The sequence below is a fragment of the Streptomyces cirratus genome (assembly GCF_014650775.1).
Lineage (GTDB): Bacteria > Actinomycetota > Actinomycetes > Streptomycetales > Streptomycetaceae > Streptomyces > Streptomyces cirratus.
This window is the reverse complement of the sequence record NZ_BMVP01000001.1, coordinates 658,059-670,200: the sequence shown is the minus strand read 5'-3', so window position 1 is coordinate 670,200 and position 12,142 is coordinate 658,059. Positions and strand designations below refer to the sequence as shown.

12 protein-coding genes are annotated in these 12,142 nt (G+C 70.1%); 4 read left to right on the top strand and 8 right to left on the bottom strand.

The annotated features are described in order from the left end of the window. Positions 1-14 precede the first annotated feature (14 nt). Both recO and IE207_RS03070 read left to right on the top strand, forming a co-directional pair. A complete protein-coding gene (gene recO, locus IE207_RS03075) occupies positions 15-761 on the top strand; it encodes a DNA repair protein RecO (RefSeq protein ID WP_190182408.1) in 747 nt (248 codons plus the stop codon). An 11-nt stretch (positions 762-772) separates the two neighbouring features. After that, the gene (locus IE207_RS03070) at positions 773-1,597 is read left to right on the top strand and encodes an isoprenyl transferase (protein ID WP_190182407.1); all 825 of its coding nucleotides are present in this window, start codon (positions 773-775) and stop codon (positions 1,595-1,597) included. Positions 1,598-1,793: 196 nt separating this feature from the next. Here the strand turns inward: IE207_RS03070 and IE207_RS03065 are convergent, their stop codons facing one another. The 4 genes from IE207_RS03065 to IE207_RS03050 are packed head-to-tail and all read right to left on the bottom strand — an operon-like array spanning position 1,794 to position 4,910. Beyond that, positions 1,794-2,246, bottom strand: coding sequence for a Fur family transcriptional regulator (locus tag IE207_RS03065; protein WP_229873275.1), 453 nt, complete (start codon positions 2,244-2,246; stop codon positions 1,794-1,796). Positions 2,247-2,266: 20 nt separating this feature from the next. Next, positions 2,267-3,133, bottom strand: a complete 867-nt coding sequence (locus IE207_RS03060; RefSeq protein WP_190182405.1) for a metal ABC transporter permease — start codon at positions 3,131-3,133, stop codon at positions 2,267-2,269. Next, the gene (locus IE207_RS03055) at positions 3,133-3,927 is read right to left on the bottom strand and encodes a metal ABC transporter ATP-binding protein (protein ID WP_190182404.1); all 795 of its coding nucleotides are present in this window, start codon (positions 3,925-3,927) and stop codon (positions 3,133-3,135) included. The genes IE207_RS03060 and IE207_RS03055 overlap by 1 nt, the downstream gene beginning before the upstream one ends. A gap of 29 nt (positions 3,928-3,956) precedes the next feature. Further along, positions 3,957-4,910 (bottom strand): metal ABC transporter substrate-binding protein, encoded by a 954-nt coding sequence (locus tag IE207_RS03050; RefSeq protein ID WP_190182403.1) that lies wholly within the window; start codon positions 4,908-4,910, stop codon positions 3,957-3,959. 154 nt (positions 4,911-5,064) lie between these two features. On the opposite strand from IE207_RS03050, the gene IE207_RS03045 reads away from it, so the two are divergent. Then, positions 5,065-6,447 (top strand): glycine--tRNA ligase, encoded by a 1,383-nt coding sequence (locus IE207_RS03045; RefSeq protein ID WP_190182402.1) that lies wholly within the window; start codon positions 5,065-5,067, stop codon positions 6,445-6,447. A 100-nt stretch (positions 6,448-6,547) separates the two neighbouring features. Here the strand turns inward: IE207_RS03045 and IE207_RS03040 are convergent, their stop codons facing one another. From IE207_RS03040 to IE207_RS03025, 4 genes are all read right to left on the bottom strand, one after another. After that, entirely contained in the window at positions 6,548-7,261 is a 714-nt protein-coding gene (locus tag IE207_RS03040) for a VC0807 family protein (protein WP_190182401.1), read from the bottom strand. A gap of 126 nt (positions 7,262-7,387) precedes the next feature. Continuing rightward, positions 7,388-7,981: a TetR/AcrR family transcriptional regulator gene (locus IE207_RS03035; protein ID WP_190182400.1), complete on the bottom strand. Its 594-nt coding sequence runs from the start codon at positions 7,979-7,981 to the stop codon at positions 7,388-7,390. Between the two features lie 21 nt (positions 7,982-8,002). Then, positions 8,003-9,058: an aldo/keto reductase gene (locus tag IE207_RS03030; RefSeq protein ID WP_190182399.1), complete on the bottom strand. Its 1,056-nt coding sequence runs from the start codon at positions 9,056-9,058 to the stop codon at positions 8,003-8,005. Positions 9,059-9,268: 210 nt separating this feature from the next. Continuing rightward, entirely contained in the window at positions 9,269-10,693 is a 1,425-nt protein-coding gene (locus IE207_RS03025) for an MFS transporter (RefSeq protein ID WP_190182398.1), read from the bottom strand. 64 nt (positions 10,694-10,757) lie between these two features. On the opposite strand from IE207_RS03025, the gene dusB reads away from it, so the two are divergent. Then, positions 10,758-11,900, top strand: coding sequence for a tRNA dihydrouridine synthase DusB (gene dusB / locus IE207_RS03020; protein ID WP_190182397.1), 1,143 nt, complete (start codon positions 10,758-10,760; stop codon positions 11,898-11,900). Positions 11,901-12,142: the final 242 nt, after the last annotated feature.

Sequence of the window (12,142 nt, the reverse complement as noted above, 5' to 3'; positions counted from 1 at the left end):
GGACAATGGGGTCCATGAGTCTGTTCCGCGACGACGGCATCGTGCTGCGCACCCAGAAGCTGGGTGAGGCGGACCGCATCATCACGCTCCTCACCCGCGGCCACGGGCGGGTGCGGGCCGTCGCGCGCGGGGTACGGCGTACGAAGTCCAAGTTCGGCGCCCGGCTGGAACCTTTCTCCCACGCCGACGTGCAGTTCTTCGCGCGCGGCAGCGAGCTGGTCGGCCGCAGCCTGCCGCTGTGCACCCAGACCGAGATCATCGCCCCGTACGGCAACGGCATCGTCACCGACTACGCCCGCTACACCGCAGGCACCGCGATGCTGGAGACCGCCGAGCGCTTCACCGAGAACGAGGGCGAACCGGCCGTCCAGCAGTACCTGCTGCTCGTCGGAGCCCTGCGCACGCTCTCGCGCGGCGAACACGAGCCGCACCTCATCCTGGACGCGTTCCTGCTGCGCTCGCTGGCCGTCAACGGCTACGCGCCGAGCTTCGAGGACTGCGCGAAGTGCGGCATCCACGGCCCCAACCGGCACTTCTCCGTCGCCGCGGGCGGGGTCATATGCGGGGACTGCCGGGTGCCGGGCAGCGTCGTACCCTCGTCGGAGGCCATCGCTCTGCTCAGCGCTCTGCTGACGGGCGACTGGGGGCACGCGGACGCCTGCGAGGCGCGGCACGTGCGGGAGGGCAGCGGGCTGGTCTCGGCCTATTTGCACTGGCATCTGGAGCGCGGGCTACGCTCCCTGCGATACGTCGAGAAATAGGAGCTGGGCACATGGCACGACGCGGGATTCTGGGACGCTCTCGCCGGGAGTACAAGGTTCCCGAGCCGCACCCGTCCGGTGAGCGCCCGCCGAAGATCCCCGGTGAGCTCGTCCCGAACCACGTCGCGGTCGTCATGGACGGCAACGGCCGCTGGGCCAAGGAGCGCGGACTGCCGCGCACCGAGGGCCACAAGGTGGGCGAGGGCGTCGTGCTCGACGTGCTCAAGGGCTGCCTGGAGATGGGCGTCAAGAACCTGTCCCTGTACGCCTTCTCGACGGAGAACTGGAAGCGCTCGCCCGACGAGGTCCGCTTCCTCATGAACTTCAACCGGGACGTCATCCGGCGCCGCCGGGACGAGATGAACGAGCTGGGGATCCGCATCCGCTGGGTCGGCCGGATGCCGAAGATGTGGAAGTCGGTCGTCCAGGAACTCCAGATCGCGCAGGAGCAGACCGTCGGCAACGACGCGATGACCCTGTACTTCTGCGTCAACTACGGCGGCCGCGCCGAGATCGCGGACGCGGCGCAGGCGATCGCCCGGGACGTGGCCGCGGGCAAGCTGGACCCCTCGAAGGTCAACGAGAAGACCTTCGCGAAGTACATCTACTACCCGGACATGCCGGACGTGGACCTGTTCCTGCGCCCGAGCGGCGAGCAGCGCACCTCCAACTACCTGATCTGGCAGAGCGCCTACGCCGAGATGGTCTTCCAGGACGTGCTGTGGCCGGACTTCGACCGCCGCGACCTGTGGCGCGCCTGCCTGGAGTACGCCCAGCGCGACCGCCGCTTCGGCGGCGCGGTCCCCAACCAGCCGGAGCCGAACACCCTGGGCTGACCCGCCGGCCCCGTCCGTGATCCGGGCGGGGCCCCGGCCCCGCCCGGATCACGGACGGCCGTGGGGTTCGCCGCCAGGGGGGACGTCGCGTTCACCGGCCTGCCCCGGCGGGGCGCCCAGGACCTGCCGGCATCGACCCGCTCCCGGCGATCCTCGACCGGAACCTGCGGCGGCTCCGGGCCCTGTCCGGGCCCCGCTAGCCGGCGGCCGCGCAGTCCGCGCAGGTGCCGAAGATCTCCACCGTGTGGGCGACGTTCACGTAGCCGTGCTCGGCCGCGATCGCCTCCGCCCACTTCTCCACCGCAGGGCCCTCGACCTCGACGGCCTTGCCGCACTTGCGGCACACCAGGTGGTGGTGGTGTTCCCCCGTGGAGCAGCGCCGGTAGACGGATTCGCCGTCGCTGGTGCGCAGCACGTCCACCTCGCCGGCGTCGGCCAGGGACTGGAGGGTGCGGTAGACCGTGGTCAGGCCCACGGAGTCGCCGCGGTGCTTGAGCATGTCGTGCAGCTCCTGGGCACTGCGGAACTCGTCCACCTCGTCCAGCGCGGCGGCCACGGCGGCGCGCTGCCGGGTGGATCGTCCTCGTACTGGCGCGGTCTCGCCAGGCGCAGTCGCCACCGGTTCCTCCTCGTATCGGCCTCGCCCCATTGTGCCAGGCTGCCGAACGGCTAAACCTTCACGTCGTCGCGCGTGCAGACCTCTTCGGCCACCCGGGCCGCCTTCGCGCGGCGCCGGGCCAGCGGGGTGGACAGGGCCGTCATGACCATGAAGACGCCGATGGCGAACAGCACGATCGTGGCGCCCGAGGGTACGTCGATGTAGTACGTCACCGCCGTGCCCGTCAGGGACACGGTCAGGCTGATCGCGATGGCCAGGCCCAGCGTGGCGGCAAAACCGCGCGTCAGGCGCTGCGCGGCGGCGACCGGGATCACCATCATCGCGCTGACCAGCAGCAGGCCGACGATGCGCATGGCGACGGTCACGGTGATCGCGGCGGTGACCGCGATCAGCAGGTTCAGGGCGCGTACCGGCAGGCCGGTGACGCGGGCGAACTCCTCGTCCTGGCAGACGGCGAAGAGCTGCCTGCGCAGCCCGATGGTCACCGCGATGACGAACGCCGCAAGGATCACGACGGCGGTCACGTCCTGGGTCGAGACGGTGGTGATCGAGCCGAACATGGCGCTGAGCAGGTTGGTGGTGGAACCGCCGGGAGCCATGTTGATGATCATGACGCCGCCGGCGAGACCGCCGTAGAAGAGCATCGCGAGCGCGACGTCGCCGCTGGTCTTGCCGCGGGAGCGGATCATCTCCATGACGACGGCGCCGAGGACGGCGACGAGCGTGGCCATCCACACCGGGCTGGTGTTGAGCAGGAAGCCGAGGGCGACGCCCGTCATGGCGACATGGCCGAGACCGTCCCCCATGACGGCCTGGCGGCGCTGGACGAGGTACGTGCCGATCGCGGGGGCGGTGATGCCGACCAGGGCGGCGGCGATCAGGGCACGCACCATGAAGGGGTAGTGGAGGAGGTCCATCAGCTCAGCAGTCCCGTCCGCAGGGGCTCGGCGTCGTGCGCCGCGTGGGGGTGTACGTGGTCGTGGCCGGGCAGGGCGTGCTGGCCGACGGCCTGCGGGGGCGGCCCGTCGTGCACGACGCAGCCGTCGCGCAGGACGACGGCCCGGTCGATCAGCGGCTCCAGGGGGCCCAGCTCGTGCAGGACGAGCAGGACGGTCGTACCGGCCGCCACCTGGCGGCGTACGGCCTTGGCGAGCACCTCCTGGTTGGCCAGGTCGACGCCGGCCATGGGCTCGTCCATGATCAGCAGTTCGGGCTCCACGGCCAGCGCCCGGGCGATGAGCACGCGCTGGTGCTGCCCGCCGGAGAGGGCGTTGACGGAGGCGTCCGCGTGCGTGTTCATGTCGACGAGGTCCAGCGCGCGCTCCACGGCGATCCGGTCGGCCTTGCGCAGGACGCCGAAGCGGGAGCGGGCCAGCCGGCCGGCGGAGACGACCTCCCGGACGGTGGCGGGGACGCCGCTGGCGGCCGTGGTGCGCTGGGGGACGTACCCGATCCGCGACCACTGGCGGAAGCGCTTGAAGTCGGTGCCGAAGAGGGAGAGCGTGCCGTCGCTCAGCGGGACCTGGCCGACGACGGCGCGGACGGCGGTGGACTTGCCCGAGCCGTTGGCGCCGAGGAGCGCGACGACCTCGCCGCGGCGCACGGTGAGGTCGACCCCGCGCAGCACGGGGCGCGAGCCGAGCGAGGCGGTGGCCCCGCGCAGGGATATGACGGGCTGCTCGGCCGCCGATGCGGCTGTACCGGACTCCATGGCTCGCGCCTCCGTTGCTGCTACTGCTGTCACTTGGTGCCGAGCGCCTTCTGGAGGTTCTTGAGGTTGGACCGCATGACCTCGAAGTAGTCGGCGCCCTGGGACTTGTCGGTGATCCCCTCAAGGGGGTCGAGGACATCGGTCTTGAGGCCCGTGTCGGCGGCGAGGGTCTTGGCCGTCTTGTCGCTGGCCAGCGTCTCGAAGAACACGGTGGACACATTGTCCTCCTTCGCGATGGCCTGCAGGTCCTTCATCCGGGCCGGGCTGGGCTCGGACTCGGGGTCGACGCCGGAGATGCCCTCCTGGTCCAGGCCGTAGCGCTCGGCGAGGTAGCCGAAGGCGGCGTGGGTGGTGATGAAGGTCTTGGAGGCCGTGCTGCCCAGGCCGTTCTTGTACTCGGTGTCCAGGGCGGTCAGCTCGGCCAGCAGGTCGTCGGTGTTCTTCTTGTAGTCGGCCGCGTGGGCGGGGTCGGCCTTCTCCAGGGCGGCGCCGACGCCCTGGGCGATCTCCGCGTACTTGCGGGGGTCGAGCCAGACGTGGGGGTCCGCGCCGGCCTCGCCGTGCTCGTCGCCCCCGGCCGGGTGGCCGTCATGGCCGGACGCGGCGTGCTTCTCCAGCTTGGTGAGGGTGGCGGCGTCGACGGTGTTCTTCACGCCGGCCTGGGCCACCGCCTTGTCGACGGCGGGCTGGAGGGTCTTGAGGTAGAGCACGACGTCGGACTCGCCGAGCCGGGCGGTCTGCTTGGGGGTGATCTCCAGGTCGTGCGGTTCGACGCCCGGCTTGGTCAGGGTGGTGACCTGCACGTGGTCCTTGCCGATCTGTTCGGCGAGGTACTGCAGCGGGTAGAACGACGCCATCACGTCGAGCCTGCCGTCCTTGCCGCCCCCCGCGGCACTGGCGCCGGAACAGGCGGTGAGGGCCGTCGCGGCGAGGGCCACGGCTCCGGCGAGTGCGGCGGTCGGTATAAGGCGTCGTACGTTCATGACATCCATTTTCATCAAAGATGGAAACGGTTGTCAAAAAGCCTGGTGGGGCGGCCCTTGGAAGGCCGTCGAAGGGGTCCCGATTTGATAGCGGGGGTGCGGGCGCCGGTAACCTAAAGGCTTCGCCGTTCGTCCTCGTAATGAAGAGAGCACCGTGGCCGCCGACAAGATCGAAACCATCGTCAGCCTGAGCAAGCGCCGTGGCTTCGTTTTCCCGTGCAGTGAGATCTACGGCGGCTCCAGGGCTGCCTGGGACTACGGTCCGCTCGGCGTCGAGCTCAAGGAAAACATCAAGCGCCAGTGGTGGAAGGCCATGGTCACCGGCCGTGAGGACATCGTCGGCCTCGACTCCTCCGTGATCCTGGCCCCCGAGGTGTGGCAGGCCTCCGGCCACGTCGCCACCTTCTCCGACCCGCTCACCGAGTGCACCTCCTGCCACAAGCGGCACCGCGCAGACCACCTGGAAGAGGCGTACGAGGCCAAGCACGGCCGCCCTCCGGCCAACGGTCTTGCCGACATCAACTGCCCCAACTGTGGCGTGAAGGGCCAGTTCACCGAGCCGAAGCAGTTCTCCGGCATGCTGGAGACGCACCTCGGCCCGACCCAGGACACCGGCTCCAAGGCGTACCTGCGGCCCGAGACCGCCCAGGGCATCTTCACCAACTTCGCCCAGGTGCAGACCACCTCGCGCAAGAAGCCCCCGTTCGGCATCGCGCAGATGGGCAAGTCCTTCCGCAACGAGATCACCCCCGGCAACTTCATCTTCCGCACCCGCGAGTTCGAGCAGATGGAGATGGAGTTCTTCGTCAAGCCGGGCGAGGACGAGCAGTGGCAGGAGTACTGGATGGCCGAGCGGTGGAACTGGTACCGCGACCTCGGCATCCGCGAGGAGAACATCCGCTGGTACGAGCACCCGAAGGAGAAGCTGTCCCACTACTCGAAGCGCACCGCCGACATCGAGTACCGCTTCAACTTCGGTGGCAATGAGTTCTCCGAGCTGGAGGGCGTGGCCAACCGCACGGACTTCGACCTCAAGGCCCACTCCGCCGCCTCCGGCCAGGACCTGTCGTACTTCGACCAGGAGGCCGGCGAGCGCTACACCCCGTACGTCATCGAGCCGGCGGCCGGTGTCAACCGCGCCATGCTCGCCTTCATGCTCGACGCGTACAACGAGGACGAGGCCCCCAACGCCAAGGGCGTCATGGAGAAGCGCACCGTCATGCGCCTCGACCCGCGCCTGGCGCCGATCAAGGTCGCCGTCCTGCCGCTGTCCCGCAACCCGCAGCTGTCGCCGAAGGCCAAGGGCCTCGCCGCCGACCTGCGCAAGAACTGGAACATCGAGTTCGACGACGCGGGCGCCATCGGCCGCCGCTACCGCCGCCAGGACGAGATCGGCACGCCGTTCTGCGTGACCGTCGACTTCGACACCCTGGACGACAACGCGGTGACCGTGCGCGAGCGCGACACCATGAAGCAGGAGCGCGTCTCCCTGGACCAGATCCAGAGCTACCTCGGCAGCCGTCTGCTCGGCTGCTAGGCCCCGACCCAGGCCTGTCGGTTCCGCTTCCCGGCGGAATGGGCGGTGGCCCGGTGCGCACTGCGCACCGGGCCACCGCCGTTTTCCGTACTGCTGCCCGTCAGGCCGCTGCTGCCTGCGCGGCGGCGGCCGCCTCCGCGGCGCGGCGTTCGCCCTCGGCCTGGGAGCGCTTGCCGTAGCGCGCGGTCCAGACGGCCAGCAGGCCGAGCACCGTGTAGATCATGACCGGGCTGACGGTCACCATCGTGTCGGTGTCCAGGATGTACGTCAGGGCGACCCGCACCCCGGCCTCGACCAGGTACGCCACGCCCCAGACCGTGGTCATGACGGTCAGCGTCCGGCGGAAGCCCTCGTACTGCCACAGGCCGTTCCACCAGGCGGTGCTCTCGGGAGTGCCGTCGGTGGCGAACTTGCGGCCGAAGTAGAACATCAGGGGCCTCGGGGCGAGCAGGGTGGCCAGGCACAGCAGCCCGAACAGCCCGGTGACGCACGAGTCCTTGATCAGCAGTGCGCGGGCCGAGTGCGCGCCGACCAGCGAGACGACGGCCGTGATGACCAGGAACACCAAGGTGACGATGGCGAACTCGTCCAGCTTGCGGCGCCAGGCCAGACTGACCGCGCTGTCGAGCACCGGCCAGGCGCTGCTGATCAGCAGCGCGCTGAACTCGCTCCAGCCGTGGGCGTGCAGCTGGTTGTAGGTGATGACCGGTGCGACCACGTTGAGACCGATGGTCACGATCCAGCCGACCGCGGCCGCGCCGGTCGACCGCGCGGGTGGCTTCGGACGGCTGGCCTGTGACTGCGTAGTGGACATGCTTCCCCCTGAGAAGTGCTTGATGGTGTTCGGGGGGAACCTAGGCCAGGCGTGCGGGCCCGCGACAGGGCCCCCGGCTCAAATGATCACCAAGTCCGGCCGGAATGGCCCAGTCCGGGAAGGGGGTCAGGCGCGCAGGCCGCGGACGATCAGCGAGGTGACCGCCTCGAACTCCGCAGTGATCGTGGGCGAGAGCCAGTCGGCCGCGTACTGGGGATCATGGAAGCGTCCGGTGGCGTCGAACACCGCGCGGGCGGCGGCCGGCACGTCCTGCGCGGCCAGCGTCCCGTCCGCGACACCCTGGGCGATGATCCGGGTCAACTGTCCGATCAGCTCGCTCAGGTGGTGATCCACCACGCCGCTGCTCTCGGCCAGCAGCACCGTGTACGTCGCGAACAGCTCCGGGTCGTCACCCGCCTTGTGCCGCTTGGCTTCGAACAGCGCCTCCAGCCATGCCTCCAGCTTGGAGGGGGCCGGCTCGGCCGGCGCCGAGGCGATCTCCTCCAGTCGTACGACGCTCTTGGCGAGCCAGCGGTCGGTGACGGCTTCGCGCAGCGCCGCCTTCGAGGGGAAGTGCCGGTACACGCTGCCGTGACTGACGCCGAGGGCGCGCGCCACGTCCACCACGGTCGCCTTGGTCGGGCCGAAGCGGCGCAGCACTTCCTCGGTGGTTTCGAGGATGCGCTCGGGAGTCAGGGGTTCGGCAGCAGCGGAGGGCATGAGTACGACCGTACCGCCAGGTCAGCGTTCGCTGTCCAGGTGGGCCATCTGCGCCGCCGGGTAACGCTCGCCGGCCGCCGCCCCCGCGGGTATCGCCGCCTCGATGGCGGCCACGTCGGCGGGGCTCAACTCCACCTCCAGGGCGCCCAGTGCCTCCTCCAGCCGGTCCCGGCGTCGGGCGCCCACGAGCGGCACGATGTCCACCTGGTGTCGCCGGCCCTGGGCGAGCACCCAGGCGATGGCGGTCTGGGCGACGCTCACGCCCTTCTCCTGCGCCACCTTGCGCAGGGCGTCCACCAGGTCGAGGTTCCGGTGGAGGTTCTCGCCCTGGAAGCGCGGGCTCATCCCGCGGAAGTCGCCGGGGGAAAGCAGCCGGTCGCGGCCGAAGTGGCCGCTGATCAGGCCCCGGGCCAGCACCCCGTACGCGGTGATGCCTATGCCCAGCTCGCGCGCGGTCGGCAGGATCTCCGCCTCTATCCCTCGCGACATCAGCGAGTACTCGATCTGGAGGTCCGCGATCGGGCCCACGGCGGCGGCCCGGCGCAGGGTGTCCGCGCCGACCTCGGAGAGCCCGATGTGCCGCACGTGCCCGGCCTGGACCGCCTCGGCGATGGCGCCGACCGTCTCCTCAATCGGTACGTCCGGGTCCAGGCGGGCGATGCGGTAGATGTCGATGTGGTCCCGGCCGAGCCGCTGGAGCGAGTAGGCGAGGAAGTTCTTCACGGCCTCAGGCCGGCCGTCGACCCCGGTGAAATCGCCCTCGACGGTCCGCAGGGCGCCGAACTTCACGCTGGTCAGCGCCCGCTCCCGCAGCGCGACGGGCGCACTGCGCAGGGCCTCGTTGATCAGCAGCTCGTTGTGGCCCATGCCGTAGAAGTCGCCGGTGTCGAGCAGGGCGTCCATGCCGTCGGGGACGGCGTCCAGGTAGGCGTGGATGGTCGCGACCGACTCGGCCCGGTCGCTCTCTCCGTACAGGGCGGACATGCCCATGCAGCCGAGCCCAACCGGAAAGACGGCGGGGCCGGTGGTTCCGAGGGTCGTGGTGGTGGTCGTAGAGGTGCTCTCGTTCGTCGTCATGCAACGAGAATGACATGACGGGTGACAGATTTCAATATCTGTCACTCGTCAGTGTGCGCCGCCCCGGCAGGCACCAGTCACGGTCGTCGGCGTGGCCGCCGGGGCGGCGCCGGGGCAACGGGGCTCGGGCGGCCCGGACACGAGGGGTGTGCAGATGGCGCGGGTCGTGGGGCGCCGGCCTCGGCTCGGGGTGGAGGGCGCCGTTGCGCGTTACTTCGGCGACAGGACCTCGCTCAGGGCACCGGCCGTGCGGGTGGCCGTCTGCCGGGCCCAGTGGCCCGTCGTGGCGAGGCCCGTCGCCAGCACCAGGACCCCGCACACCGTGATGATCCACCAGGCCGGCCGCGCCGCGGCGATGAAGCCGCCGCCCTGGGACAGGCCGGCCGCGAGCACCGCGCCGATCACCGCCACGCCCAGCGTCCCCCCGGTCTGCCGGCTGGTCGACGCCACCGCCGCCGCCACCCCCGCCTGGGCGCGCGGCATCCCGGACACCGCCGTGTTGGTGATCGGCGCGTTGACCATGCCGAAGCCGAGCCCGAACAGCACGTACCCGGCGAACATCAGCGGGTCCGACCCCTCCGCCGCGAACGCCGCGAACAGCAGCCCGCTCGCCCCCATCGCCACCCCCGCGATCACGAGCGGCAGCCGCGGCCCCACCGCCCCGACCAGCCGCCCCGACAGCGGCGCGCACAGGAAGGCCGGCGCCGCCATCGGCAGCATGTACAGCCCGGCGTCCAGCGCGTCCAGCCCCCGCACCTCCTGGAGGTAGAGGGTGTTCAGGAACAGGAACCCCGACAGCGCGGCGAAGGCGCTCACCGCGATCACCGTCGCCCCGCTGAACGGCGCGCTGCGGAAGAACCGCGGGTCGATCAGCGGCTCCGGCCGCCGCGGCTCGTACGCCAGCAGCCCCACCAGGGCCGCCACCGCGAGCGCCGCGCAGCCGAGCACGGTCGGCGAACCCCAGCCGGCCGACGGGGCCTCGATGATCCCGTACGTCACCGACCCCAGCAGCGCCACGACCAGCAACTGCCCCACCGGGTCCGGACGGCGCGGGTGCCCGGCCCGCGACTCGGGGATGTGGCGCAGGGTCAGGACCAGGGCGGCCAGCCCGACGGGGAGGTTGATCCAGAAGATGGAGCGCCAGCCGACGGAGTCCACCAGCAGGCCGCCGATCAGCGGTCCGGCGGCCATCGAGATGCCGACGACCCCGCCCCAGACGCCGATGGCGCGGGCGCGCTCCTTGGGCTCCGTGAACGTGTTGGTGATGATCGACATGGCCACCGGGTTGAGCATCGAGCCGCCCACGGCCTGGACCATCCGGAACGCGATCAGCCACTCCAGGCTCGGCGCGAGCGAACACAGCACGGAGCCGGCGGTGAAGACGATCAGGCCGGTGCTGAACACCTTCCGGCGCCCGATCCGGTCGCCCGTGGACCCCGCCAGCATCAGCAGCGAGGCCAGGACCAGCGTGTAGGCGTCGATCGTCCACTGCATGCCCGCCACCGAGGCGTGCAACTCCTGCCGCATGGAGGGCAGGGCGACGTTCAGAACGGTGGTGTCCAGGCTCACGAGCAGCAGGCTCATGCAGCAGATCGCCAGCACGAGGCTGCGTCGCCTGGGGCTCAGGGTTCGCATGACTCAGATAGTACGCCTAACTAATGAAATACGGGACGGGGTCCGGCTGGGCGACAATGGGGGGATGACCACGCTCCCCCCGCCCCTCGCGATCGGCCCGCACACCGTGCAGCCCCCGGTGGTGCTCGCACCCATGGCCGGTATCACCAACGCCCCGTTCCGCACCCTGTGCCGCGAGTTCAGCGGCGGCAAGGGGCTGTTCGTCAGCGAGATGATCACGACGCGCGCCCTGGTCGAGCGCAACGAGAAGACCATGCAGCTGATCCACTTCGACGAGACCGAGAAGCCCCGCTCGATCCAGCTGTACGGAGTCGACCCCACGACGGTCGGCAAGGCGGTCCGCATGATCGTCGAGGAGGACCGCGCCGACCACATCGACCTCAACTTCGGCTGCCCGGTCCCCAAGGTCACCCGCAAGGGCGGCGGCTCGGCCCTGCCCTACAAGAGGAACCTGCTGCGCGCGATCCTGCGCGAAGCCGTGGCCGGCGCCGGCGACCTGCCCGTCACCATGAAGATGCGCAAGGGCATCAACGACGAGCACCTCACCTACCTCGACGCCGGCCGGATCGCGGTCGAGGAGGGCGTCACCGCCATCGCCCTGCACGGGCGCACCACCGCCCAGCACTACGGCGGCACCGCCGACTGGGACGCCATCGCGCGCCTCAAGGAGCACGTGCCGGAGATCCCGGTGCTCGGCAACGGCGACATCTGGTGCGCCGAGGACGCGCTGCGCATGGTCCGCGAGACCGGCTGTGACGGAGTGGTCGTGGGGCGCGGCTGCCTGGGGCGGCCGTGGCTGTTCAACGACCTGGTCGCGGCCTTCGAGGGGCGCCCCGAGGACTTCCACAAGCCGACGCTGCGCGAGGTCGCGGCGACCATGCACCGGCACGCCCAGCTGCTGGGGGAGTGGATCGGCGACGAGGCGCGCGGGGTGATCGACTTCCGTAAGCACGTGGCCTGGTACCTCAAGGGCTTCGCGGTGGGATCCGAGATGCGCCAGAAGCTGGCGGTGACCTCTTCCCTCGCCGAACTGGACGCTCATCTGAGCGAGCTTGATCTGGACCAGCCCTGGCCCGACAGCGCCGACGGTCCGCGCGGCCGGACGTCCGGAAACAACCGGGTTGTCCTGCCCGAGGGCTGGTTGAAGGATCCGTACGACTGCGCAGGCGTGAGTGAAGACGCCGAGACGGACACCTCCGGAGGCTGACGGAAGCCGACAAATCGCCCTCGGTGTAGCGTGATATACGCCACGCATGGGAGAGGTTTCGCTCAGATGAGCAGTTAAGTCACGGGTAAGACTTTCAAAGGGTGGCACTGGGTGCCACCCTTTGTTCGTTCAATACTTGAACGCAAATGTATCGATGATCGCTCATCCGAGCGTGGACAGGCCCCAGGGGCCCCCTCATCCTTCGGGTTCTGAACGCTCAGCGCCCTTCGGCATTACTTACC

Excerpts from the sequence above, each read along its gene's own strand:
- IE207_RS03055 (WP_190182404.1), bottom strand. The coding sequence starts at position 3,927 with ATGGAGTCCGGTACAGCCGCATCGGCGGCCGAGCAGCCCGTCATATCC.
- IE207_RS03035 (WP_190182400.1), bottom strand. The coding sequence starts at position 7,981 with ATGCCCTCCGCTGCTGCCGAACCCCTGACTCCCGAGCGCATCCTCGAA.
- recO (WP_190182408.1), top strand. The coding sequence starts at position 15 with ATGAGTCTGTTCCGCGACGACGGCATCGTGCTGCGCACCCAGAAGCTG.
- IE207_RS03025 (WP_190182398.1), bottom strand. The coding sequence starts at position 10,693 with ATGCGAACCCTGAGCCCCAGGCGACGCAGCCTCGTGCTGGCGATCTGC.
- IE207_RS03050 (WP_190182403.1), bottom strand. The coding sequence starts at position 4,910 with ATGAACGTACGACGCCTTATACCGACCGCCGCACTCGCCGGAGCCGTG.
- IE207_RS03060 (WP_190182405.1), bottom strand. The coding sequence starts at position 3,133 with ATGGACCTCCTCCACTACCCCTTCATGGTGCGTGCCCTGATCGCCGCC.
- dusB (WP_190182397.1), top strand. The coding sequence starts at position 10,758 with ATGACCACGCTCCCCCCGCCCCTCGCGATCGGCCCGCACACCGTGCAG.
- IE207_RS03040 (WP_190182401.1), bottom strand. The coding sequence starts at position 7,261 with ATGTCCACTACGCAGTCACAGGCCAGCCGTCCGAAGCCACCCGCGCGG.
- IE207_RS03030 (WP_190182399.1), bottom strand. The coding sequence starts at position 9,058 with ATGACGACGAACGAGAGCACCTCTACGACCACCACCACGACCCTCGGA.
- IE207_RS03065 (WP_229873275.1), bottom strand. The coding sequence starts at position 2,246 with ATGGGGCGAGGCCGATACGAGGAGGAACCGGTGGCGACTGCGCCTGGC.
- IE207_RS03070 (WP_190182407.1), top strand. The coding sequence starts at position 773 with ATGGCACGACGCGGGATTCTGGGACGCTCTCGCCGGGAGTACAAGGTT.